The organism is Mesorhizobium sp. EU05-FHT14A09 (genome assembly GCF_058790995.1).
The window spans coordinates 207,673-232,659 of sequence record NZ_JBYTDF010000003.1; the positions used below are offsets into that span (position 1 = coordinate 207,673).

Genomic DNA, 24,987 nt, shown 5'->3' on the forward strand with positions numbered 1-24,987 from the left:
GAATTGAAAAAGCCGGGCAGAGCCCGGCTTTTTTTGTTGGGAAGCGGCGTCCAAACACTGGCAATGGACAAGCCTATGTCCTAACGGCGTCGTGCTTAGCCGGCGGCAGATGCAATCGTTAGTAATCCATCTGCAGTCACAAGCGTACCGCTCGCCGTGAGTTGAGCCAGCGCTCCTAAGATTGAGTTTCGTAACTGGGCACTAGTTGCCTTGAACCCGAGGAGGCGTGACACTCGCGTTACGATCTCTTCTTCTGTTGCACCTAGGTTGGCAGCAATGACCTCGATGGCGCCTTGTGCGAGCTCTTCCACCGAAATTGATTCAGGCTTTCGCAACCCGGGAGAAAACACCTGACTTCTATCCCGTAGCATGACCGCTCCTCCAGGATGAAAAAGGAAGTCTCCACGGCGCTCAACCGAACCTCGGCTTTCGGCCGTCTTAAGACCACGCTCCACAGCTTCTTGGATTCTGCCACCTGCACGTAAAAGGCCCCAGGCGTCTCGGATACGGCTGACTACCTCATCCAAATGAATTGGCGCTTCCGTCGAGACAACCTCTTCAACAAGCCCTGCCATAAGACCAACTGGAGTTTCGTGTAACTCGTAAGTGCCCGGGCGCTTCACTTCCGTCTCCACATAGGCGCGTCTCGGATTGTCTGCAGGGGGCACTTCCGCCAATCCAACTTCTGTGAGATCCCCGCGATCCACCGTGACCACTTCGACCGCAATAGCACGGCTGCGCTGGAATCCGAGTTCTAGCCTTGCATCGAGTTCCGTTCTTGCCCCTTCGATCGCTGCAATAGTTCGCTCAAGTTGTTCTTGTGGGCGTTGGAACCAATCAGGGCTCCAAATTCGGTGGATGATCCAGCCGTGATCTTCGAGGACTGCTTGCCTGAGACGATCTCTGTCTCGCGCAGAGCGAGACGAATGGTACGCAAAACCGTCACATTCGATCCCAAGAAGGTAGCGGCCGGGGCGCTCTGGATCGGCAATCGCGAGGTCGATAAAGAAGCCCGCAATGCCGACTTGTGCGTGAACTTGGTATCCTCTTTCAATGAGTGCGTTAGCAACCTGTTCCTCGAATACGGAGTCTATCTCTCGCGGGGTTGAATGAGAGATCGTAAGCCTTCCCGTCCGCGCAAAATGCAAAAACAGTTTGAAGGCGAAGATGCCTTTCCCCTTGCCACGCTCAAGGTCGATATCGTCGTCTGTTATCGAGGCGAATACCTCACATCGACGCTTGGCTCGACTGATCAGAACGTTCAGGCGTCGTTCGCCACCCTCGGCACCCAGTGGACCGAAACGCATCGCCATATAGCCCTGGGCGTTCCTCGCGTAGCCAACAGAAATAATGATGACATCGCGCTCATCGCCTTGAACGTTTTCCAGATTCTTGACGAAAAATGGTTCGCTGGGATGGGCATGGAAGAAGTCCTCGGTATCCGGGTTCAATCGCCGAAGAGCCTCAAGCTCGTCCTGAATTGCCCGCCGTTGGCTTACTGAGAAAGTCGCGACGCCGAGGGACTCCTGAGGGTTTGTTTTGGCATGCCGAATAATGGCCTCAGCGACAGTTTTGGCTTCAACTGCATTCGTGCCTGTCCCACCTGAATCGAACACCCCATCCGGTACGTGGTGGAAGCGCAAGCCCATTCCAGCTTCTTGGGTGTAGGGGCTCGGAACGATGAATAGACGATTTTCGTAAAATTGGCTGTTGGATACAGCAATCAGTGATTGGTGGCGGCTGCGGTAATGCCACCGGAGCATCCGCTCTGGAAGGCCGCGAGCAATGAAGAGCCCGAGAATACTCTCAATATCTGCGACTTGTGCTCCCTCGCCTTCGTCATCCTCGGGCTGTGATCCTGTCATCTTTGCAAAGAACGTAGTCGGCGGAAGCTGACGCTCGTCCCCCACAACAACGACTTGTTTAGCTCTAGCAATTGCTCCTAAGGCGTCTACCGGTTGGATTTGAGATGCCTCATCCATTACAAGCAAATCAAACGACATCTTTCCGGGTGACAGAAATTGTGCCACCGACAGCGGGCTCATCATGAAGACAGGTTTAATGGCCTGAATGGCTGGGCCAGCCCGCAACATCAACTGTCTAATGGGTATATGGCCGCGTTTGCGCGCCATCTCAGAGCGCAGCAATCCAACGGGACCGACACCGCCATCTCGCGGCGGAATTCTTCGATGATGAGCCGTGACAACTTCGATCGCCGCTGCTTTGATGCGCTGCCTGTCCAAGTCTCCAAAGTCGCGCACTGCTCGCGAGTGCAACTCACCATCGAACCGTACTAGTCCAGGTTCCTCAGCGGCCATTGCCGTCAGAATGGTCTCGTAATAGGCGATATCAAACGACGACCCTAGGGAATTTGTAGCCAGTCGTCCGTCGGCGACAGCGGAGACCAACTCTCCAAGGCCCGCTTTCGTTGCGCTTTCATGAAGTTCTCGATAGGCGACCCATTTCGATAGTTGCTCATGACGTTCCAACCATGAAGCCAATCTCAAGTTCAATTCCTGCAGGTTCACGTCACGGAAATCATTCGTACCAAAGAGTGATGTCGTATCGCTGTTCAACTCAGCGGTAAGAGATTCGAGCCCGCGAATAGTTTCCTCGCCTTTATCATGAACTTGTTGAGCTGAAGTGGCGACGTCGGTTCCATTTCGTAGGCGCGCAGCGAGGTGCCTTAATGCACCGTTTTGTCTAATCCAAAGCTCTGCGTTGGCAAGTTCTGCCCAATTTGAGGTCCGACCGGTCCAGGCAGCGCCCATCGAGGCTTCGCCGAGAACCGTAGCCTCGCCAATTGACGTAGCCAGCCGCTGTAGTTCCAGCAATTGGCTTGCAAGCTTGATGCGCTCTCCGATAGACGCCGGAATTCGAACAAACGCTTTCCTCGATACTTCATCCGCATCGAAGACAGATTTGGCTCTTTCCTCCAACAAATCCAAACGAGCTCGCTCCACGGAGGCTACGTCGCCCAGTTGGGACGAAGCAAGGTGCCCTAGATCGTCCCAGAAGCCTTCGATTATCGGCCGGCCAATCTCAAGAATCTTGCGTACGCGCTCTGCTCGGGCGCCAGCCTCTGAGCGCTCAGCTAGGCGCCCGGCAATTATCCTCGGCTCAGCGCCTAAACCGCGAAGAGTCCGCATCCATTCCACCAGAGCTAGCAACGGCGCCGAAGATGACCGGTCGCCTCGCCAATCGGCTCCGAAGGCCGATTTACCGAAAGAGTCGCTTTCGTGAATCTTCTTAGCTGCTACCTGCCCTTTCATAAGCGTATCGAGTAAGCCGACTAACTCGGAGTTGGGCGTATTGGGATCTGAAACGATGGAGCGTGTCAGTGCTTTTGCCCGACGATAATCGCCACTCACGGCCTTCAACAATCCAGTATGAGTCGCTAAAGCCTGTCTTGTAGCTGCAACATCCGTTGACCATGCGACATCTGCAAACTTTCCCTGGAGCGCCACGCGCGCAGCCTCCAGTACCGCGACACTTTCGGCGAGTTCGCCTGCCTGTTCCATTCCAGAGTCCCACACCGTGGCTGCAAAGGCTTCCGGACTTGCATCGGGAGCTGCGGCAACCCGCTCGCCCATTGCAACCAATCGGAGGAATCCTGAAAGTGTATTAGGCAGCACAGAACCACCCAACTCCTGGTTCAATCGTTCAGCCTCGTCATTCAGTCGCGGCAACAGGATGGTGAGTTGCCGGGCCCGAAGAAACCCATCGACTGGGAAACTCGCAGGCAATTTGGAAAGCTCTGTATCCAGCCCTTCAATCGACTGATCGACCGCATCAGGTTGAAGATTCTCGGACAACTCAGCGAACTTTCTCTCGAAGTCAGTCCCGGTCCAAATCAGCGCTGAGATCTCCTTACCCTCTTCATCCCAACATGAGGCTGTAAGCGCATTAGGAGACAGAGATGGGGCCGCAGCGAGAATTTCGGCACGTCTCAGAACGGGCGTAAAATCTCGAAGCGTCTGAGGTTGATCATGTTCGATCTCCCTCGCAATTGCGGAGAGGTGCCGCCGCACGGTTGTGAGTTGTGACAACAGGTTTTCAATACGAGGGAGCAATCTCTCGATTGTGGTGGGAAGTACCACCTCAAGTCCTACACCACGCCACGGATGATGAAGCGGCAGCCCGATATCGTCCACCCGTTGAGCTATCTCATCGAGCATCCTTCTTCTTGCGCTGACGTCCGCTGAGGCCCATGTAGTCGCGCCATTCAAGGGGATGTCCACAGGGCGTTGGCCCTGCTGGCGTAGGCGAGTTAGCTGTCCAAAAATCTGGTATGCGGTTAGCCCCGACGGACTGTGATGTTCGTGCATGCGGATGGCGTGCTCGTTCAATTTGTCTCGAACCTCAAGCAATTGGCTAGCCAATGCTGAAGGGAACTGCCCCCGCGGCGATCCGAGTTGCCAGGTGCGCCTCAACTCTTCAAGCATCATTCGCTTGTTGGCTTTATTGCTGTGGAGTTCGAGGCACGCGTCACCGACTCCTGCGTGGTCCAACCGTCGTTTGACTACCTCAAGTGCCGCCATTTTTTCTGCGACGAAAAGGACTGTTTTTCCGTCAGCCACGGCAGATGCGATAATGTTTGCGATGGTTTGCGACTTGCCGGTACCGGGCGGTCCCTGGATCACCAAATCCCGACCGCTACGCACATCGTGAATTGCAAGTGTCTGCGAACTGTCGCTATCCACAATGTGGAGCATATCAGCAGGAGAGATCACCGGATCGATTGCGAGATCGTCCGGCATCAAAGGTTCGTTGATTTCAAAACCGTCCGCGAGGAGAGCTCGAATCTTTGGCTGATCGGCAATCTGCGCGCTTTCGGGCCAGTTCCCAGTGTCGAGATCCCGATACATCAGGAACTTCGCAAAAGAGAAGAAGCCGAGGACCATATCGTCCGGAAGAACTTCCCACCCCTGTTTGGTCGAGACGGCAGCAGCTACGGCTTCAAGATAGCCATTCGGGTCGAAATCATCTCCGACATCGAACGTAGGCAATGTCAGCTGGTGGACTCGATCCAGATAGGCTTCGAGAGAGAGGTTTGTGGTTTGATCTTCCGCGCGAACTCGGAGCCGAAATTTTTCCCCAGCAGTTCCTCGCTCCAGTTTAACCGGGACCAATATCAGCGGCGCGTGGCGGATGTTTTCCTTATTGTTTGGATCGATCCACTTCAGCATACCTAGCGCGAGAAAAAGGATGTTTACGCCCTGTTCCTCCTCCAGGGTACGGGCATCGAAATACAAGTCCAGCAGGCGCTTTTGTAGCCCCGTCGGGGTCATCCGCGTCTGAAGTCCTGTATCCAGGTGCCTTCGCGCCATACCTCTGTCGTTAAGTTCGTCATCTTCAGGTTGCGCGAGCGCTATTGGGGAGTAGTCGTCCTCCTCCTCGTCTTGGAGGTTCGGGCTCATGGCGCCTTTCTTTGGACGATCGGGTTTTCCGGGCAGGAACGTGAACGCCTTTGCCTCATTCACAAGCAATCTGTAGATCTCCGATGTCCGTTCGTCGACAACATCGACGGTTTTGGCGCTTTTGGAGAAGCGTGGGACATTCAACAGACGGTTTCTCGCCGACAAATCCAGTAGTTCTGTCCGCGCGCGTTCCAATTTTTCCGCCAGCGGCAGATTACTCTGAAAGACAGAGCCTTCGAATTCCGACAATTGTTTCGCCCCTCAAAAAATCGAGACAAATAGAGCGTAGACAGGTGCTGTCTGCAATAACAAAGGTGTTATTCCAATGACGTATTATCGCTTGATGAGCATGTCACCAGCTGGAGTCTTCCGAGTAGCGCCAGCGCATGTAATATTGTGAATGAATCTCAGAAAGGGAATTTTCTTTAGTTGCTCGCCTCTCTCCCACTATGCGTGTCGTTCTAGAGGTGAAACCGCAAATTTTTGCTCGAACGACTAAGTATTCCAGATGCGCCTTGCATTGCCTGACAGCAATTTCGTTCGTTCTTCTGTGCTTGTGCCCTCGAGCAAGGCGTGCGTGGCGGCGACCCAGGCCGAAAGTCCGCCGCCGAGCGTGCAGACCGGCCAGTCGCTGCCCCACACCACGCGATCCCAGCCGAAGCTCGCTATCACGTGTTCGGCATAAGGCCGCAGCGTCGCGACGGTCCAATCGTCAGGGTTTGCATAGGCGACGATGCCAGAGATTTTGCCCACCACATTCGGCCGGCGGGAGATTTCGGCAATATGTTCGCGCCAGGGATGCTCGACCCTGCCATTGATGTCGGGCACACCGCAATGATCGAGGACGAAGGTGGTGTCGGGCGCAAGGTCGATGAGCGCGATTGCCTTGGGAATCTGGTGCGGCTGTACGCAGAGATCGAAAGTGAGGCCGCTGCCGATCCGCCCGATATTTTCCCGAAACAGGGCGCCTTCGGACATGTCGTCCGGCACGACATGCAGCACGCGGCGGAAGCCTTTGACGAAGGGATTGCTGCGGACGCGTTCCAGATAGGCAGGAAAGCTGCTTTCCTCAGGCCTGCAGGCAGCGATGGCGCCACGCACAAGACTGTTCGCCTCTGCGGCAAGCGCCGCCACGTAGCTGGTTTCCGCCTCGATGTCGTCCGGGTGGACATCCACCTCCATGTGGAAAGCAGCCTCGATACCGGCGCGCCGCGCCTCGGTCGCATACTCTTGCTGCGGGAAGTCACGATCGAGCGCCGGCACATTGCCGAGCCAGGGATAACGCAGCGCCTGCCTGTGGATCAGATGCAGATGGGTGTCGAAGATCATGCGCGTTTCCCTGAATGCGTCGGCGAAAACGCGCCTTGCTTCGGCTATGAGAGCATCATTCCGACGGGAAAGAAATGCCTGTTGGCGGGAAGCTTTTTTGCCGCTGCGGCGGCAAGACGCTATGGCCAAGGCAATGGCCCTTCCCTAGAGCGTTTCCGTTATTAACGGAAACGCGAAAACGCTCTAGTTCTTTGTTTTTACGCAATTTCGGACGGAAAACCGCTGCGCACTTTTCCTGAAATTGCTCTAAGGTGCGGCGACAGCCAGAAGCCATGCGGGGCCTGCCTCGAGGAGGATGATCTGATGGGTTCACTCGAAGGCAAGACCGTGGTCGTGACCGCGGCCGCGCAAGGGATTGGGCGAGCAACCGCCATCGCCTTTGCCGAGGCTGGCGCGAGCGTCGTTGCTACCGACATCAATGAATCCCTGCTTGCCGAATTGGCCGGGATAAAAGGCATTCGGGTCCGCAAGCTGGATGTCCTCGACGATGTTGCGGTCAGGCAGGTCTTCGCCAGGATCGGCCGCGTCGACGTGCTGTTCAATTGCGCGGGCTTCGTTCATTCCGGCTCGGTTCTGGAGATGAAGGACGGCGATCTCGACTTTGCATTCGACCTCAACGTCAAGTCGATGGTGCGCACCATTCAGGCGGTGCTGCCGGGCATGCTGGAACGCGGCGATGGTGTCATCATCAACATGTCGTCGGTCGCTTCGAGCATCAAGGGTGTGCCCAATCGCTTTGTCTACGGACTGACCAAGGCAGCGGTGATCGGACTGACCAAGGCGATCGCTGCGGACTTCATCACGAAAGGCATCCGCTGCAATGCCATCTGTCCCGGCACCGTCGACAGCCCGTCCCTGGAGGGACGCATGCGTGCACAGGGGAACTATGAGGCTGCGCGGGCCGCGTTCCTGGCGCGCCAACCCACAGGACGGCTCGGCACGCCGGAAGAGATCGCGGCGCTGGCGGTGCATCTGGCCGGTGCCACCTACACGACCGGCCAAGCCTACGCCATCGACGGCGGCTGGACACTGTAATCATTTGGATTGAACTGGAGGACTGCATGAAACTCGTTCGTTATGGCGCCGCCGGCGCCGAGAAGCCCGGCCTCGTCGATGCGGACGGCACGATCCGCGATCTGTCAGGCCATGTCACCGATATTGGCGGCAAGACGCTGGACCCGACGTCGCTCGCCGTCCTTGCCAGGATCGATCCGAAAACACTGCCGGCGGTTTCCGGCAAGCCGCGCTTCGGCGCTTGCGTGGCGGGCACCGGCAAATTCATCTGCATTGGCCTCAACTATGCCGATCATGCCGCCGAATCCGGCCTGCAGGTGCCGCCCGAGCCGGTCGTGTTCATGAAGGCGACTTCCGCCATCGTCGGACCGGATGACGACGTGCTGATCCCGCGCGGGTCGCAGAAGACCGACTGGGAGGTCGAACTTGCCGTCGTCATCGGCAAGACCGCGAAATACGTCGCGGAGGCGGAAGCCCTGGATTATGTCGCCGGCTATTGCGTCGCCCACGATGTGTCGGAACGTGCTTTCCAGACGGAACGTTCCGGCCAATGGACCAAGGGCAAAAGCTGCGACACTTTCGGCCCGACCGGCCCGTGGCTGGTGACCCGGGACGAGGTCAAGGATCCGCAGAACCTCAAGATGTGGCTCATGGTGAATGGCGAGACGATGCAGAACGGCTCGACCAGGACGATGGTCTATGGCGTCGCTTTCCTGGTCTCCTATCTGTCGCAGTTCATGAGCCTGCACCCAGGCGACATCATCTCAACCGGCACACCGCCCGGCGTCGGCATGGGCATGAAGCCGCCGCGCTATCTGAAAGACGGCGATGTCGTCGAACTCGGCATAGAAGGGCTCGGTAGCCAGCGCCAGACGTTCAAGGCGGATCTCTGAGGGGCGGGATACCTGCGCCCCGCAGCTTTTGCTGCGGGGCAGCGGCTGTTTGGGTGTTCAGGCGCGGGCACGTCGCCGATCGTCCTTCTTGTCTGCTTCCTGGGTGGCCACGACCTTTCGCCATGGCGGCACGCCATGGCCGGCATTGAGCAGGAACAGCAGCGGCGGCGAGCGGCGTATCATCTGCAGGCCGATGACAGCGCAGAGCACCGCCAGGAACGGCAATGTGAAGAAGGTGATTGGAAAGAGGCCTGAGCCATAGTCGCCGAATAAGCGTCTGAAGACGATGCCGGCGAAGTTGAACAGGATAGCGTGGCTGCAGAACAGCACGAAGGAATATGGCTCCAGGCGCATGAGGACGGTTGCAAATCCTGAATGCCGGATCAGGCCTGTCAGGACCCAGAAGCCGCCAGCCATTGTGATGCGCAGCAGCGTGTCGAGCGTCAGGCGCAGTTGATCGTTCATTTCGCTGATCAGGATGTTCTGGACGCGGATGGTGATGAAGACCGCGACCATCACGGCAAGGCCAGCCGTCAGGAACAACGACACCCTGTCGATGGTGGCGGTGCCGGTTCCGGCAATGCGCAGCCACATGCCGAGAGAGAAAAACAGCAGCAGTTGTGGGCGCTGAAGCAGATAGAGATCTTCCCCAAACAGCGTGTAGAGGACGAGCAGTGCCATGGTCGGCAGTGCGAAGCGTTTCAGCCCCTGATAGAGAAACGGTGCCAGGAGACAGCAGACGAACAGGTCGCGCAAGAACCACAAAGGCACGTCGAGGGGCCATGCGGTGACGGCGAACAGTGCATTCACCCAACCGTGCAGTGTCGGGTCCGGCATGTCCCGCCACGTGTCCGTCATCAGGCCGTACGCGACCAGCAAGGCCAGCATGACCAGGTTCCAGGCCATCAGCGGCACGATCAACGTCCGGAACTTCGACCGTGCCAGCGTCAGCGGACCGGTCTTGAGCAGGCTGGCAACGATGAAATAACCTGAAACCACGCTGAGCAGTGAAACCGAGCTCAAACCCAGAAGGCGCGTGAAGACGAAATAGACGAAATCAAAGACCGGGGTATCGCGATCCTGGATGTTTTCCATGATGCCCGGCTGAACATGCACGAACATCATGAAAAAGATGCAGAGCACGCGCGCAATTCTGACACGGTCGGACACTAACGGCGGAACAGCCGGAAAGGGCGAGGGGCGGGACACATTGTTTTTCAAGATTCGTCTCCTCGACAGGTCGGCTCCGATTGACGGAGCGGCGAGCGGTGCGGTCTCTCAGGAGGCGGAGCACAGAGACGCAGCGGCGAATGGGCGATAAGCGAGGCCCAGATATCAGGTTAGGGGATTCGGACCGTTTGACGGCTTCACAAAATACAACCCCGGGTAACAGGGTGGGTCGGCGGCTTCGCCGGGCCAATGCCAGTACCCGGGCGATCATGAAGAACGCCAGATGATCAAGCGCGTCGGACGTATTCTCGGCCTGAGAGCAGGCGGGGCGCGCCCGCGCCTGCCGCGCCTGCGCCTCGACATGACGGACACCGTCGTCTATGCGATCGGCGACGTTCATGGTTGTCTGGACGAGCTTTTGGCGTTGGAAGACGCCATCGTTCAGGACGCGGCGACATTGCCGGGCCGCAAGCTCATCATCATGTTGGGAGACTATGTCGATCGTGGCCCTGCATCGGCACAGGTGCTCGACCATCTCACAGCGCATCCGCCCACGGGCCTGGAGCGCATCTGCCTGGCAGGTAATCATGAGCTTGCCATGCTCGACTATCTCGAAGGGCGGTCCAGTCTTGCCGCCTGGCTGCGTATGGGAGCGGAAAGCACGCTGCAGTCCTACGGCATCGATCACCGGCGATTGATCGAGATCTTCCGGGACCAGGAACAGGTCGACGACGCCATCCGCAGATCGATATCGCCGGCCCACTTTGCGCTGTTGCGCGCGATGCCGGTATTGATCGAAACCGCGCGCTATATTTTCGTCCACGCCGGTGTGCGCCCGGGCGTTCCGCTGGACAAACAGACGGACGAGGATCTCGTCTTCATCCGTTCGGCGTTCTTCGAGCGCGCGCACCTGCTCACGCGTTACGTGGTGCACGGCCATACGCCGGTCGAGCAGGCCGGCCGTGAAGGCATGCGTGTCAATCTCGACACCGGCGCCTTTTTTACCGGCAGGCTGACCGCCCTGCGCATGTGGCAGGACAAGGGCCGCTACCTCAGCAACCTCTCCCAGGACGACTAGAATGTTTCCCTGTTTCCGTGAAAAACGGAAACGCTCTGGAGCTTTGTTTTTACGCAATTCCGGACGGAAAACCGCTACGCACTTTTCCTGGAATCGCTCCAAGCGCGACCGGCTGGCCGGATATGCGGTGCTTGCCGTCACCCGATCAGGCCGGCTCCGTCCGGTTCGGTTCCGGCTCCGTTACCGTCTGCTCGACATAGTAGGACGCGTAGCGGTCGAGATATTGCTCGGCTGCGCCGAACATGCCGTAGCTCGCCAGCTTTTTCATGTCGGTGCGATTCAGGACGACACCGAGCGTCTTTGCCGCGATCTGGCGATCCGCCTGCAGTGCAGAGCGTACGAGCAGTCGCGGCGTGGCACCCCATTCGGCCACCAGCACAAAGCCGTCGGCAAGCGGCGCAAAAGCCTTGGCATCGACCACGGGTCCGAGCGGCGGCAGATCGACAACGACATAGTCGAAGGATTTGCGCGCCTCTTCCAGCAATGCGGCCATGGCCGGGCCCGAAATGAGCTCGCTGGTATGGGAGAGGCGCCGGCGCACCACGGCTGGAAGGATGACAAGCTTGGTCTTGCGGTCGACGAGGCAGGCGCTCTGCCAGCGCTGTTCGCCGACCAGTGCCTCGACCAGGCCCTTTTCCGGAGTGAGCGACAGACCGCGGCTGAGGCCCGGATTGCGCAAGTCGGCGTCGATCAAAAGGGTGCGGGCCCCATTGGCCGCGAGCAGTCCGGCGAAATTGGCGGCCGTCGTGGTCTTGCCCTCGCGCGGCAGCACGGAGACGAAACCGATCACCTTGCCATTGGTCCGGTGCAGAACGACATCGCTGGCCAGTTTGACGTTGCGCAAAGTCTCGGCAAAGGACGAAGCGGGCTGGTTGATCGCCACCCTGAGAATCCGTGGCGTGACGGTTTCCGGTCCGGGGGAGCTTGTCGTGGCGGTCTCGGCCGCCGGTTGCGCACGCGGCCGTGCGTCGGCGAAGCGGCCGCCGATTGCCGGCAGGTAACCGAGGAAGTTGAGGTCAAGCGCATCGCGTACGTCGTCGCCGGTGCGGAAGAAGCGTTCGCGGAATTCCTGGATGGCGCCCGCTGCCGCGCCGGCGAACAGGCCTAGCACGAGCGAGAGGCCAAGCACCATGGTCTTGCGCGGGCTGGAGGCGGAGGTCGGATTGCCGGCGGTCGAGATGACGCGGGCCTCGGCGATCGGGAAGGAGCGCTGCTGCGCGGCCTGCTCGTAGCGCGCAAGGAAAGCCTGGTAGAGCGTGTTGAGCGCCTGCGACTTCTGCTCGAGATCGCGCAGTTTCACCTGCGCCTGGCCGGTTTGCGAGTTCTGGCCTGCCAGATCGCCGACATTGCCGCGCAGCGAATCCTCGCGTGACTTCGCGACCTGGTACTCGTTGCGGTAGCTTTCGGTCAGCCGCTGCAGTTCGGCATAGATCTGGTTGGTCAGATTGGCCTGTTCGGTGCGCAGCGCCACAGCTTGCGCGTGGTCCTGACCGAAGCGGCTCGCGATGTCCTGTTCGCGCTTGCTGACGTTGAGATAGCGCGCCTTCATTTCATTGATGGCGGCGCTGTTGCTGCCGCTGGCGCCCTTTTCCTGCGGGATGGTGGCGTTCTTGACCGCATTTTCGGGACCGCTGTCGACGATCGCCTTGAACTGGTTGTAGCGGGCCAGCGCATTGGCGGTGTCGGCCTGTGCCAGGATGAGCTGCTTGTTGAGATCGGACAGCTGCTGCTCCGACATCAGTTCGCCGCGTGCCGCGGTCAGCCCGTTGGCCGCGCGGAACTGCTCGACTTCGAGGGCTGCCTTCTGCGAATTTTCGCGCAGCTCGTCGAGGCGGCCCTGCAGCCACACGGTCGCCCGCTGGGTGGCATCGAAGTTGGCGTCGAGATGATCGGAAAGATAGGCGTTGGCATAGGCACGCGCGATCATGCCGGCCAGCTTGGGATCCGGCGCCGTGAAGGACAGATCGATGACGAAGCTGCGCCCAACACGTTCCGCATGAACGCCATCCTGAAGGATACCGATTGCCTTGCCGATCCTGGCGTCCTGCTCGGATGCGGCATCGGTTTCAGGGCGTGACGAGAAGAGGCCGGCCGCGCTCTTGACCGTTGCCTTGAGCCAGCCGAGCGGCGAGCGCGGCGGATTGAGGAAGGCCTCGTTGTCCTGAAGCTTTTCGGCCAGCACGACGGCGCGGGCGAGCCGGCTCGATTTGAGGATTTCAACCTCCGACGACACCATGGAGTCGGCCTGCGGGCCGGCCTGCGGCGTCGGCTTTTCCTCGGCGAAACGGGTCAGGCTGTCGTCAAGCAGAATACGCGTCCCAGACGTGTATTGCGGCGGTGTCGCAACGAGATAGACCACCCCGAAGACCAGACCGATCAAGCCGAACAGGCCGACCAGCCGAGCCTGCCGGCGTGCTGCCGCCAGCAGGGCGTCGAGGTCAATGAAGTCCGATGAATCTTCCTGGGGTATGGGCTTCAACGGATAACTTCCCTGGTTCATGGCTGCTCCGGCGCTCCGTCGCGAAATGAAAAAAGCCGCCACGGCCATCCGCTGTGGTGGCCGTGGCGCGTCGTTGAGTTGTTCGATCTACCGGTCAGGCTGCGCGACTGCGGCGTGCCTGCGAAGCGATCATCTCCTCGATCGGTTCGAACACCAGGTCGCAAATGTCCTTGCGCGCCAGCGCGAAGGCGACGTTGGCCTGGATGAAGCCATCCTTCGAGCCACAGTCGAACATGCGGCCCTCGAATGGCGCGGCGTAGAATTTCTGGCTCTCCGACAGCCGAACCATGGCGTCGGTGAGCTGGATCTCGTTGCCGGCGCCACGCTCCTGCGTGCCGAGAATGTCGAAGATCTCGGGCTGCAGCACGTAGCGGCCGTTGATGTAGTGGTTGGAGGGGGCAGCCTCAGGTGCCGGCTTTTCCACCATCTCGGTGATGGTGAAGCCCCCGCCGATGCTGGCACCCTTGCCGACGATGCCGTAGCTGCCGGTTTCGAGCGGATCGCATTGCTCGACCGCCACGACATTGCCTCCGGTTTCGAGGTAGAGGTCCATGGCGCCAGCAAGACAGCCGCGGTCGCCGAACGAAACCATGTCTGGCAGCAACAGCGCGAAAGGCTCGTCGCCGACGATATCGCGTGCGCACCACACTGCGTGGCCTAGGCCATGCGGCGCCTGTTGGCGCGTGAAGGAGATCGTGCCGGGCTGCGGCTGCATGCGGGTGAGCGAAGCCAGCTGTTCGTTCTTGCCGGCGCGCGTGAGCGTCTCCACGAGCTCCGGCTGAATGTCGAAATAGTCCTCGATCACATGTTTGTTGCGGCCGGTGACGAAGACGATGTGTTCGATGCCGGCTTCCAGCGCCTCGTCCACCGCATATTGCACGACGGGGCGGTCCACCACCGTCAGCATTTCCTTCGGCATCGCCTTCGTCGCCGGCAGGAACCGCGTGCCTAAACCGGCAACCGGTATCACCGCTTTTCTGACCTTTTTCATCACGTCATCCCTGTTTGCAAATCGAGCCCCTCCGCCCAATTTCAAAAATGGTTTGTTCAGCCGGCTTCGGATGAAGCCCGACCGGGTTGCAAGGTTGTCGCCAGGCGGCGCAAGCGCGCGGCGATCGGCATGCCCAGGTGCCGCAATGCCGCCGGATCGCGCAGCGCCGTAGCCGCGGCCTGAAGCGGCGAACGGGCCTTCAGATGCTTGACCAGCTTGAGGAAGGACGCAGCCTGCCTGAGGCTGCGGGTGCGCCGCGTCTGCGCGAAAGCCGAGCGCGGGTCGAGCCTATGCTGTTCCAGGAAGGCGACATCGGCCTTCAGCATCGCCTCGACATGATGCAGCTCCAGCACCCGCGAAATCGAGCCTTCGCGGATGTGATAGGCATAACCGACGCTGGGCTCGACAACGCAGCGGCCACCCTGGGCCATGGTCGAAGCCAGGAAGATGTAGTCTTCGCCGATGCGCAGGGCTTCGTCGTAACGCAACCGGTGCTGTTCCAGGAAGCGCCGCTCGAAAACCGGCTTCATGTAACCGAAGGAGAATGTGCTTTCGAACATGATGTTGGCGGCGATGAAGTCCGCGAGGGTGAGCTCCGGGCGCGCTTCGAGCAGCGCGGCATCGAACATCGCTTCGCGGCTGCCGGCGCTGTCCCGGACCACTTCGAGATTGTCGACGGCGATCTGGGCGTCTTGTGTCTCGGCTCGCGCGATCATGCGGCGCAGGCGTTCGGGACGCATCGTGTCGTCGGAATCGAGCACTGCGATCCAGCGACCTTGAGCGGCTTCCAGACCGGCATTGCGGGCACCACCAGGGCCACGGTTCTGGTCCAGCGCGATGACCTTGACCTGTTCCGGTGGAAAAGCGCGGGCGATCTCAATCGTGCGGTCGGTGGAGCGGTCATCGACGACGATGACCTCAACCGAGACGTCTTGTTGTGCGAGCGCGCTTTCGACGGCGCGGGCGATTGAGGCCTCGGCGTTGTAGGCGGCGATGACGAAACTGACGTCAGGCTGCATGAGGGCGCCCTCCAGTCGGTTCGTTGCCGTAGAGGCGGATCTCGCGAACGCCGAGCAGCCCGCTGATGGCGCCGATATGCATGATGCCGCGAAGCGCCTGGCGGTTGCGTTTGTGCGGGATGACGCCGAGCGCCGCAGCGCCAGCAAAACAATAGGCGGCCTTGGCTGCGGCCAGCCCGATCTGCACGGGCCTTCTTGCCGATTTTTGGCTTGCGAGCAGCCTGCCATGGGTCTGGCCCGAGCGGAAGCGGCGCTTGACCAGCCATTGCAGCCGAGCCCGGTCCGCTGTCACGGGTTCAAGCACCAGCGCGTCCTCGGCATAGGCGATGCGTCCGCCGGCCGCGTGAAGCTGCGAGAAATATTCGGTGTCTTCGCCACCGGTCTTGCCGAGCGACAGGTTGAAACGTCGTCCCTCGACATGAGGCGAAGCGCGGCGCAGCAGCACATTGCCACTGTAGCCGGTGTGGATCTGACCATCGACCCAGACAGGATTGGTCGAGTGGAAATCGCCGCGTCGCATCCAGCCGGGAGCCGTCGACGCATAGACCGATCGCACCGGTCCAAGCACGGCATCGGCACCGGTGGTTTCGGCCATTTCGATCAGTGCCGCGAGCCAGCCGGTCGTCACGGTCGAATCATCGTCGACGAAGGCGAGGAAGTCACTGTCGGCGGCATCGAGGCAGGCGTTGCGTGCCAGCGAGATGTTGGACGCCGGGCAATGGATGTAGATCAGATCGAAAGGCAGGGATGGCGCCAGAGAGCCAGCGAGTTCGCGTGCGCTGGGCGCTGTATCGTTGTCGGCAACGACGACGCGCGCCAGGACGTTGTCCGGCAGCTCAAGCGAGGCGAGCGAGCGCAAGGTTTCCGCCAGGTATGGCCTGCGGTAGGTGCACACGCAGACATCGACCCGGATCTTCGGCGACGGAGAGTGGTTCCCGGTCATGATGTCGCCGCCCCGCGTTTCCATGAGCGCAGAAGCTGCAGCCAGAAACCCATCGACCAGGCGAGATGCATGATCATGGCGCAGACGCTGGCAAGCAACCCGTAAGGATTGCGCTGACCGACGGCCATCCAGGCGCCGTAGCCGAGACAGGCGATGATCCAGAGACCCGCCGGCACGAGGGCGGACAGGCTGAGAAATGCCAGCGAAGCGCCGACGACGACCGGGAAGACCAGAAGTGGAATCGCCTGCCTCAGCTTCGGCCAGGTGCGGTGTTTGAGGATGTTGCGGGCGCGGCCGCGGCCGTAGCCGAGATACTGGCGAAACAGCGCGGGTGCCGAGGCGCGCGGATAATAGGTCATGAATGTCCTGTCGGTCATCCAGATCCGGTAGCCAGCGGCGCGCAGCCGGTAATCGAGCTCGGCGTCTTCGTTGTGGCTGAAGCTCTCGTCATAGCCACCGACGGCGCGGAATGCCTCGACGCGCATCAGCGCGTGGTGGCCGTGATCGGTCCAATGGCCCGGCGCGCCCTCGCGGTGCGGCGAGCCGCCATTGCCCAGTTTCGAATTCTGCGCGACCGCGGTTGCCTTCTGGAACAGGCCGAAGCCCTGCGTCGCCATCGAGACGACGACCGAATCGGCGCCGGTGGCCGACGCCTCCTCAATCAGGCGGTCGCAATAATCTGCCGGGTAGCCACCATGGGCGTCGATGCGGATGAAGAAATCAACTTCATCGCCATATGTGGCGACCGCCTGGTTGACCGCGGCGCTCTGCAGGCGTCGCGGATTGTCCAGAAGCACGATACGCGGGTTCCGGTCGGCGATCGCGCGAACGATATCGCGCGTGTCATCGGTGCTGCCGCCATCGGCGACGACAATGCGCAGATCGTTCCGCTCGGCGGGTTCGGAAAGTTCGGTCAGCAGCGCGCCGATATGCCTGGCTTCGTTCAGGCAGGGAATCACCACCATGCAGCGGAGGCCCTTCTTGCCGAGGGCCTGGATCTCTTCGCCTGTGGGGACTGCGGTGTCGAGAGCCGTCATGCCGCGACCTCCAGCAGGACATCCTGCGGTTCCTTGCCGGCAAGCCGGCCCAGCCGCGTTACCAGCGAGCGGCAATCATCCGGCACACAGATCCAGGTGCCGAGGTCCTGTGCGGTGATCTTGCCTCGACGCTCGCGGTAAGTGTCGGGATCGATGTCGCCCAGCAATGACGAGAGGTTCTCGACGGATGGTTCGTCAAGCAGCAGGCCGATGTGGCGATCGCCAAGGAAACGTGCCGTCTCGGTTCCCTTCATCGCAATCGGAACCGCGCCGAAACGGCAGCCTTCGTAGAGCCTGTTCGGCAGAAGCCAGCTCGAATTCAGGCCTTCCTCGAAAAAGTCGATGGCCCAGCAGAAATGCACTTCGCCGTAGATAGCGGCGAGATCGTCCGGGTTGCGATAAGCGCCCAGGAACGAGAGGTAAGGTTCGGAGCGCACGAAACCGTCGAAGTCATCGAACTCGACGCGGGCGGGTCGGCCACGCAGCACGACCTCGAAACGTCCCTGCATGCGGCGTGTGAAGTCTGCCAGCAGCTTCAGCGATTTGGCGCAGCGCAATGCGCCGAACCAGCCGATCTTCCAGGGTTGGCCATCTGCCGGCGGGGCCGGCAGTTTCGCTGGCAGAGCGGGTTTGCCGCTCAGGTCGAGGATCTTGTTCTGCAGCAGCACGGCTGGCACCCGCGTCTGGCCGAAAGCCTCGAAGTAGTCGCGAACGAAAGCGGGAGAACTGGTCAGCAGCAATTGCGCGTCGCGGCTGAACAGCCGTTCGGCGCCACGCAGCGTGCGGCCGACGGCGCCGGCGTCGAGCAGGAAGCGATGGATATCCAGGCACTCGTAGACGATCGGTGCGGACCCACCGAAAATGCTGCGCGCCCGGTTGGCCAGGGCCAGCATCTCGAGGTTGCGGCCGATGATGACATCCGGCTTCACGATGCCGGCGAGCCTGGCGCCAAGCGAGAAGGCTGCCTTGGCGATTGCTGCGACGCGCTGACCGAAGGCGCGGTCGGCGGTGACGCCGAGATCGATCGGCAACAGGTCATCGAAATCGGGCACCGTCTCGGCGCGGCGGAACCCGGCGAGCGTCACGGTGGCACCGCCGACCTGCAGCATCGTCACGCGCCGGCGTACCGCCGGGTCGCAAAGATCGTGGACCAGGTAAAGAATGTTCAGCATGCCGGACCGTCAGCTCGGGCGATTTCGGAGAATTGTTGCTTCGACTTTGAACCAGCGATCGCGCGTCGCGGACGGTTGGCCACCAGATGCGACAATTCTTCGAAATCGCACTGGCTGTCGCTGCGCCTCAAGGCGCGGATGAAGGGCCGCGCTCACTGCGTGCTCTTGTTCAGTTTGCAGACGATCGATTCCGGAAACTGGCAGGCGTCGCCGAGAGCGGTATAGGCGACACGATCCACCTCCGCCGTGATCTGTTGCTGAGGGCTGGCGAACGCGCCCATCCAGGACTTCAGCGTGTCGCTACCCCAGAGGCTGAGATAGATCTTGGAAGGGTGGCTGGGCAGCTTGGCGGGATCGGTGGCTTCCTCCACCAGCTTGCCGTCGACATACCAGGCGATACGGTCCTGCTGCCAGACGAAGGCATAGTCGTGGAATTCCTTGTCGGCGCCGCCGGGCACATCGACCAGCCTGGCCGAACCGACGCTCTTGCCGTTAACGTACTGGTTGACCTGGACCTTGGAAGGATCCTTGCCGAGCACTTCGAAATCGATCTCGTCGTGCGGCTGTTTGTGGACCGGACCGATGAACGAGAAAAAGCCGGTGTTGAGGCCGGAGCCCGCTGCGGCCTTCATGCGCACTTCGAAGGTGCCGTAGCCGAATCGCTTGTTGGTCTGCACCTCGCCGCAAACATTGTTGCGGCCTTTGCTTGGTTCCGCCTGGAAGCCAAGCTTCAAGGTGCCGTCCGACACGCTGACCTGCTTGGCCGACCAAGTGCAGTTCTGATGATCACCATTCGACCAACCATCGGAAACATACCAGCGCTTCTTGTCGAGCCTGTCGAAGGTCTCGATGAAAGATTTTCCCGTGGCTTTAGGTTCTTTTTGATCTTCGGCGTGCCCGGAACCCATACCCACGATGGATATGGACAATACGGACGCTACTGCGACAAAACAATTTAAGCCGGCTCGCGCCGGTATTCTCAGACTTGCAGCCATACCGCTTGCTACTTTCGTTTTGGGTCGCTCGCCTGCGCTGCGGACCCGCGTCAATTTCGGGCGAATGTTGCAATGCACATAAATTAGATTAGCGGATCACAATGTGACGTCAGCCCACATTCCTGTCGGCTGTGCGGTAACTTTTTGTGAGCGTCGGTTAAGCCAGCTGCTCGCGGGGAGCAGGCGCTGGCGTCGCGATCTCTTCATTTTCATAGGGAAACAGCTCGGCCTGCCCACGCAGGCTGGTAACAAAATCGATCTGTTTCTCGAGAGCCGCGATACGAGCCGAATAGCGGATCATCACGTCGGTAAGGTCGCTGATGGTCGATGACATCGAGGTGTCCTGTTCATCCTCGAGAGCCTGCTGCGAGAAGGCAGCCTGAGCGGCGATGCTTTCGTAGCGATCGCGCAGGCCGTCCCGCTCGCGCTCGATCTCCTTGCGCAATCCGTCGACCAGGCCAAGCATCCGGGCAGCACGGGTCGCATCCGTCTCGCGGTCGCGCCGGAGGCTTCTGACCCGGAACTGTTTGCGTGTATTGAATCCGAATAAGGCCATGGCCGGTCCCTTCTCCTGCCGTTCGTAACCTTACCCACCCACCGGGTGATATTACTCTGCCGCGGCCAGCCCCGTCGAGGCATGCCATTGCCAGGCAGTACGGACGATGGAACCGAGGTCGTGCCTGGGGTTCCAGCCAAGCACCGACCTTGCCCTCGCATTGTCGGCAACCAGAACAGGAGCGTCACCAGGCCGGCGACCTTCGCGGCGAATCGGGAAGGATGTGCCGGCTGCCGCCGCAATCGCCGTCAGCAATTCCTGCACCGTTGTGCCGGTACCGGTGCCGAGGTTGAGGGCAACGCTTTCGCCGCCGCCGAGCAGATATTCGACGGCACGGCCATGCGCATCGGCGAGATCGGAAACGTGGATGAAATCGCGCACGCAGGTGCCGTCACGCGTGTCGTAGTCGGTGCCGAACACGTTGAAGCCGTCGCGGCGGCCGAGCGCGGCATCGATGGCAAGCGGCACCGCATGCGTTTCAGGAAAATGCCGTTCGCCGATTCGCCCTTCGGGATCCGCGCCTGCCGCATTGAAATAACGCAGGACGACCGAGCGGAAGCCCTGGTGACGGTCGAGATCGGCCAGCATCTGCTCAACGATCAGCTTGGAACGACCATAAGGGTTGATCGGGTTCTGCGGGTGCGTTTCCCGCATGGGCACGTCGACCGGCAGGCCGTAGGTGGCGCAGGTCGACGAGAAGACCAGCTTGTCGATGCCGGCCTGCTGGGCCGCGAGAATCAGCGAAAGCGTGCCGGCGACATTGTTGTCGTAGAAGGCGGCCGGCGCCTTCACCGATTCGCCGACCTCGATCAGGGCGGCGAAATGCACGATCGCAGCCGGGCGGTAGGCCTCGATCACCGCTGCAAGCCTGTCGCGGTCGCGGATATCGCCGCGCTCCAGCGGGCCCCATTTCACGAATTCTGCGTGGCCGTTGCTCAGATTGTCATAAACCACCGGCGTGAAGCCACGCCCGGCCAGGTCCAGGCAGGTGTGGGATCCGATGTATCCGGCGCCGCCGACGACGAGAATGTTGGTCACAGGGATCGATCCTTTTCGGTTGCTGCGTTGGGTCCGCAGGGCCTCGCCGAGGAGGCGACAAATTTCAGCCCGAATGTGCTGGTCTTGGAGGGCTCGCTCCGGCCGACATCTTTTGTCACGCTTTTCAGGTTACAAGCAGCCGGCATGGGACGGGCACCGTTTGTTTGAACGAGCGGGCCGTGCGTCAGCGAGCTCTGGACGGGGGGCACCGACCGGAATCATCGGAACCACTTGCGCGGGTTCCTAACCTCCTGAAGGCGCGAAAAAATGACGAAATGCACAGTCATCATTCCCTACTACCAGCGAGAGCCAGGAATCCTGGCCCGTGCGCTGCGATCCGTGTTCGCGCAGACGCATGCGGATTTCGACGTGATCGTCGTTGACGATGCCTCTCCATTGCCGGCCGAAAACGATCTCGAAAATTTCGACGCCGCTGAGCGGGCGCGAATAACCGTTGTAAAACAACCGAATGCCGGACCCGGCGGGGCGCGCAATACAGGTCTCGACCGGATCGGCGCCGACACTGCCTATGCAGCTTTCCTCGATTCCGATGACGAGTGGACCCCCGATCACCTGAAGAATGCCGTGGCGGGCCTATCACTTTTTGAGGCGGATTGTTACTGGGCCTCGATCAAGGGTGGCGATGCCTTCTATTACCACTTCGGCGTGGCCGACCTCGCCGCGGTGACACAGGTGGTCCGCCTTTCCGAGCAGCCGCCTCTCGTCGAGGTTCCCGCGCTCGGCGCGACCATGCTGAAGAACTGGAGCTTCATGCACCTGTCATGCATGGTCATCGGCGAGCCGCTGTTCCGCAAGGTTCGCTTCGATGCCTCGCTGCGGCTGGCCGCCGAGGATGTGCTGTTCTTCTATGACTGCGTCAGAAGTGCTCGCCGTACCGTGCTTTCCGAGAGTTTCGGCGCGGTGCGCGGCGAAGGCATCAACATCTTCCACGGCCTGGACAGCGATTCGCCGCAGTTCCTGAAGCAGCAATTCAACACGTGGGTGGCGCTCGACCAGCTGGAAAACCGGTTCCAGCATGTCGCCGAGGACCGGGCGTCGATCGAAAGCTACAAGCAGACGGCACGCAACCAGGCGCTTTGGGGACAGGCGCGGCTGGTGAAGGCGCGCAAGGCGCCGCAATTGAGACAGCTGGCGGCCTGGGCCTGGCGCGATCCGAAACTTCTGCGCAGCGCCGTCAATCTCGCCGTTTCCAAGATTGCGAAGTAGGACCTTGTGATGCAACCATTCTACTGGGAATCCGCACACGGCAATTTTGGCGACGATCTCAACCTGTGGCTCTGGGACTTCCTGTTGCCGGGATTTCGGGACGTTCACGCCGATGTGCTTCTGGTTGGCGTCGGCACCGTGCTCAACCAGGTGCTGCTGCCGGCCGATGTGAAGAAACTCGTCATCGGCAGCGGTTTCGGCTACGGCTCGCCGCCGGACCTTTCCAACAGGGACGAGTGGGATGTCCGCGCGGTGCGTGGACCCCTTACAGCGCAGAAGCTCGGACTGGCGCCGGAACTGGGCATCATCGATCCAGCCGTGATGGTGGCCGAGATGCCGGAATTCCGCGATTTGCCAAGAACCGGCGGCGCGATCTTCGTTCCGCATTGGGAGTCGACGGTCGGCGGCATCTGGCCTGTAGTCTGCCAGGCAGCCGGATTGGGCTATGTCGATCCTTGCGGCGAAGCCAGGTCGGTGATCCGGGCGATTGCCCAGGCTGATCTGGTGGTCGCCGAATCCATGCACGCCGCAATCCTGGCCGATGCCTTCCGAGTGCCGTGGGTCGCGGTGACGACGTCCCGCTCGATCAATTCGTTCAAGTGGCGCGATTGGGCCACGTCGCTCGGCGTCGAATACAGGCCGCGACAGATTCCGATCTCGTCACGGGCCGAAGCGGTCAGCAAGGGAGCGCGGTTCTGGGGCTTCGGTTTCGAAGCGCCGGCAGCGGCAGCGAATGACACGAGCGGGCCCGACCACGTCGAAGAGCGTTCGCACGGTTCCGATACGAACGCCCTGGTGATGACGCGCAACGACCCGCAGCCGTCGATGCTGCGTTCCGTGGCCAAGCAGGTGCTGGCGGCGCCGTCGACGCTGGCATTGTGGCAGGCGCGCAAGGCGCGGCCGCAGCTCAGCAGCGATGCGGTGCTGTCGGAAAGGAAGGACCGCTTCCGCGACGTGCTTGCCGAGGTGCGGCGCGACTATCTCTGAGCGCCACTGCGCGCCGGCAGCAGATAGCGCAGCGCTGCCGGTTCGTCGCTGACGGGCCTCTGCCGTGCCCGCCGCGCTTCGAGCTTGTCGCCGAGGATGCCGCCCATGATCGCCGGCAGCGCGACAGGCCGTAGCAAGGCATGGATGCCGGCCCGTGCCAGGCCGCGCGAAGCCTTGACGTCGAGGAAATGGCGCAGCTCGTAGCGGCCCCGGACATGGCGTTCGTGACGGCTCAGCACGGTTCGCGCCGTCGCCGGCAATGGATTGGACAGCATGGCCAGGTCTGCTTCGTAGAGCCGCTTCAGGTCGTCTGTCCGGTGTCTGCCGCTCAGCGAATCGGGGCGTACGACGGCACCGTAGCCGCAGCCGTGAACGACCTTGTAGCGCGCACCCTTCAGCAGTGCGCGCGCATAAAGATCATAGTCTTCCCCCAGCCGCAGGCGCTCGTCGTAGCGCAGGCCATGCGCGTCCAGGAAGGCGCGGCGCATGACGGGCTTGAGGAATCCGATCTCGCCGCGCGAAGCACCGCGTCGCGAGATGTTGCCCTCGACGAAACCTTCGAGGTCGAGGAAGCGCGGGGCCGGCTCGAAATGCGGCACCTCGGGTTCCGGGCCATGTGCGCCACGGCTGTCGATGAAAACGATGTTGTCGGCGACAAAGTCCCAATCCTCACCGTCGATCAAGGCATCGAACCGGCCTTCCAGGAAGAAATCGTCGGCATCCAATATGGCAATCAGAGGCGCCTTGGAGTGTTCGATGGCGCGGTTGCGGGCATAGGCCGGTCCGTGGTTGCGCTCGAGGCGGAGGATATGCAGGCGGCCGCTGGCATCGTCGGCCTCGAGGCTGGCCTGGGCGGTCGCGTCCTGCGAACCATCGTCGACGATGACGACTTCGGAAACCCGCTTCTCGCGCAGCGCCGAGACAACCGCTCGCCCGATCGTCGCTTCAGCGTTCTTGGCTGCGATGATGACGCAGACCGTGGCGGATGAAGTCATCTCCACACTCCAGTTGCGGCCGCTCGCTTGCAGCCGATGTGTCCCCATACCGATTTGTGGCGTGTTGCCACGGTCCCACGCCGTGGTCGCCTGTTCGCAGAAGCGCAAGGCGATTTGATGACAGTCGGTGCCTGGGGCTGGCTGGAGTTGCTCTACGGCAGAGGCGAGCGTCCGACGCCCGGCAGTTGCGCGGTCTCGCCTTTCGCCTGCAGATCCTTGGCGGAAACGGTGGCATTTTCACCGCGAGCGAGTGTCTCGCCGCGATTCCTGGTCTCGCCGGAGCGCCACACCATGAACAGAATGGCGATGAAATATCCAACCTGAATGATGACCGCACAAATCAGCGTCTGGATGAAAGTTGTCCAAGCGGACTGAGTAATCGCATAGCTTGCTACGGCGAATGCAACCAGCACAGCGATAAAACCACGAAGGAATAACAGAAAGGACATCTTATCCTTTCCTGTCGTTCTGATTTCGTGTCGCGTTGAAACGCTTGGGCAAAACCTGTCTCCCGCCGTGACGGGCGCTGGTCTTACACCTCAGCTGGCGAAATCAAGACTCGCCTTCTTCAAAGCTTGAAGCCCAGATTTCCCATTTGCCCGCACGTCCTCAAATATAGGAAT

Annotated in this window: 20 protein-coding genes; 6 read left to right on the forward strand and 14 right to left on the reverse strand. The window is 60.7% G+C overall.

Going from position 1 to position 24,987, the window contains the following annotated elements:
- Positions 1-95 precede the first annotated feature (95 nt).
- Positions 96-5,669, reverse strand: coding sequence for a DUF3320 domain-containing protein (locus tag AC3WTO_RS12595; RefSeq protein WP_492461076.1), 5,574 nt, complete (start codon positions 5,667-5,669; stop codon positions 96-98).
- 246 nt (positions 5,670-5,915) lie between these two features.
- Positions 5,916-6,749 carry an amidohydrolase family protein gene (locus AC3WTO_RS12600; protein ID WP_492461077.1) on the reverse strand — a complete coding sequence of 278 codons (834 nt, stop codon included), beginning with the start codon at positions 6,747-6,749 and terminating at the stop codon, positions 5,916-5,918.
- Between AC3WTO_RS12600 and AC3WTO_RS12605 the strand changes: the two genes are divergently transcribed.
- The 3 genes from AC3WTO_RS12605 (at position 6,732) to AC3WTO_RS12615 (ending at position 8,656) form a co-directional block, all read left to right on the forward strand.
- Positions 6,732-6,914 (forward strand): hypothetical protein, encoded by a 183-nt coding sequence (locus AC3WTO_RS12605; protein WP_492461078.1) that lies wholly within the window; start codon positions 6,732-6,734, stop codon positions 6,912-6,914. The two genes, AC3WTO_RS12600 and AC3WTO_RS12605, sit on opposite strands and share 18 nt — an antisense overlap.
- A gap of 138 nt (positions 6,915-7,052) precedes the next feature.
- A complete protein-coding gene (locus AC3WTO_RS12610; RefSeq protein WP_492461079.1) occupies positions 7,053-7,784 on the forward strand; it encodes an SDR family oxidoreductase in 732 nt (243 codons plus the stop codon).
- Positions 7,785-7,810: 26 nt separating this feature from the next.
- Complete coding sequence (locus AC3WTO_RS12615; protein WP_492461080.1) at positions 7,811-8,656, forward strand: fumarylacetoacetate hydrolase family protein; 846 nt, start codon at positions 7,811-7,813, stop codon at positions 8,654-8,656.
- A 57-nt stretch (positions 8,657-8,713) separates the two neighbouring features.
- On the opposite strand, the gene AC3WTO_RS12620 is transcribed toward AC3WTO_RS12615, so the two are convergent.
- Entirely contained in the window at positions 8,714-9,799 is a 1,086-nt protein-coding gene (locus AC3WTO_RS12620) for an acyltransferase family protein (protein WP_492461081.1), read from the reverse strand.
- 310 nt (positions 9,800-10,109) lie between these two features.
- Here AC3WTO_RS12620 and AC3WTO_RS12625 point away from each other — a divergent pair, with 310 nt between their 5' ends.
- On the forward strand, positions 10,110-10,904 hold the full coding sequence (locus AC3WTO_RS12625; protein ID WP_492461082.1) for a metallophosphoesterase family protein: 795 nt from the start codon (positions 10,110-10,112) through the stop codon (positions 10,902-10,904).
- Between the two features lie 145 nt (positions 10,905-11,049).
- Here the strand turns inward: AC3WTO_RS12625 and AC3WTO_RS12630 are convergent, their stop codons facing one another.
- From AC3WTO_RS12630 to galE, 9 genes are all read right to left on the reverse strand, one after another.
- Positions 11,050-13,404 carry a polysaccharide biosynthesis tyrosine autokinase gene (locus AC3WTO_RS12630; protein ID WP_492461083.1) on the reverse strand — a complete coding sequence of 785 codons (2,355 nt, stop codon included), beginning with the start codon at positions 13,402-13,404 and terminating at the stop codon, positions 11,050-11,052.
- A gap of 94 nt (positions 13,405-13,498) precedes the next feature.
- Positions 13,499-14,395, reverse strand: a complete 897-nt coding sequence (locus AC3WTO_RS12635) for a UTP--glucose-1-phosphate uridylyltransferase (protein WP_492461084.1) — start codon at positions 14,393-14,395, stop codon at positions 13,499-13,501.
- Between the two features lie 56 nt (positions 14,396-14,451).
- Positions 14,452-15,414: a glycosyltransferase family 2 protein gene (locus AC3WTO_RS12640; protein WP_492461085.1), complete on the reverse strand. Its 963-nt coding sequence runs from the start codon at positions 15,412-15,414 to the stop codon at positions 14,452-14,454.
- On the reverse strand, positions 15,404-16,357 hold the full coding sequence (locus AC3WTO_RS12645; protein WP_492461086.1) for a glycosyltransferase family 2 protein: 954 nt from the start codon (positions 16,355-16,357) through the stop codon (positions 15,404-15,406). Before AC3WTO_RS12645 ends, AC3WTO_RS12640 begins: the two co-directional genes overlap by 11 nt.
- Positions 16,354-17,355 carry a glycosyltransferase family 2 protein gene (locus tag AC3WTO_RS12650; RefSeq protein WP_492461532.1) on the reverse strand — a complete coding sequence of 334 codons (1,002 nt, stop codon included), beginning with the start codon at positions 17,353-17,355 and terminating at the stop codon, positions 16,354-16,356. Before AC3WTO_RS12650 ends, AC3WTO_RS12645 begins: the two co-directional genes overlap by 4 nt.
- A gap of 35 nt (positions 17,356-17,390) precedes the next feature.
- On the reverse strand, positions 17,391-18,566 hold the full coding sequence (locus AC3WTO_RS12655; RefSeq protein WP_492461087.1) for a glycosyltransferase family protein: 1,176 nt from the start codon (positions 18,564-18,566) through the stop codon (positions 17,391-17,393).
- 152 nt (positions 18,567-18,718) lie between these two features.
- Positions 18,719-19,495: an endo-1,3-1,4-beta-glycanase ExoK gene (exoK, locus tag AC3WTO_RS12660; RefSeq protein WP_492461088.1), complete on the reverse strand. Its 777-nt coding sequence runs from the start codon at positions 19,493-19,495 to the stop codon at positions 18,719-18,721.
- A gap of 223 nt (positions 19,496-19,718) precedes the next feature.
- Positions 19,719-20,117, reverse strand: coding sequence for a hypothetical protein (locus AC3WTO_RS12665; RefSeq protein ID WP_492461089.1), 399 nt, complete (start codon positions 20,115-20,117; stop codon positions 19,719-19,721).
- A gap of 51 nt (positions 20,118-20,168) precedes the next feature.
- Positions 20,169-21,161 (reverse strand): UDP-glucose 4-epimerase GalE, encoded by a 993-nt coding sequence (galE, locus tag AC3WTO_RS12670; RefSeq protein WP_492461533.1) that lies wholly within the window; start codon positions 21,159-21,161, stop codon positions 20,169-20,171.
- Positions 21,162-21,422: 261 nt separating this feature from the next.
- On the opposite strand from galE, the gene AC3WTO_RS12675 reads away from it, so the two are divergent.
- Together AC3WTO_RS12675 and AC3WTO_RS12680 are read left to right on the forward strand one after the other, a co-directional pair.
- Positions 21,423-22,382 (forward strand): glycosyltransferase family 2 protein, encoded by a 960-nt coding sequence (locus AC3WTO_RS12675; RefSeq protein WP_492461090.1) that lies wholly within the window; start codon positions 21,423-21,425, stop codon positions 22,380-22,382.
- Positions 22,383-22,391: 9 nt separating this feature from the next.
- The gene (locus AC3WTO_RS12680) at positions 22,392-23,369 is read left to right on the forward strand and encodes a polysaccharide pyruvyl transferase family protein (RefSeq protein ID WP_492461091.1); all 978 of its coding nucleotides are present in this window, start codon (positions 22,392-22,394) and stop codon (positions 23,367-23,369) included.
- Here the strand turns inward: AC3WTO_RS12680 and AC3WTO_RS12685 are convergent.
- Together AC3WTO_RS12685 and AC3WTO_RS12690 are read right to left on the reverse strand one after the other, a co-directional pair.
- Positions 23,360-24,364: a glycosyltransferase family 2 protein gene (locus tag AC3WTO_RS12685; protein WP_492461092.1), complete on the reverse strand. Its 1,005-nt coding sequence runs from the start codon at positions 24,362-24,364 to the stop codon at positions 23,360-23,362. The two genes, AC3WTO_RS12680 and AC3WTO_RS12685, sit on opposite strands and share 10 nt — an antisense overlap.
- A gap of 152 nt (positions 24,365-24,516) precedes the next feature.
- Complete coding sequence (locus tag AC3WTO_RS12690) at positions 24,517-24,813, reverse strand: exopolysaccharide production repressor protein (RefSeq protein ID WP_492461093.1); 297 nt, start codon at positions 24,811-24,813, stop codon at positions 24,517-24,519.
- Between the last annotated feature and the right edge of the window lie 174 nt (positions 24,814-24,987).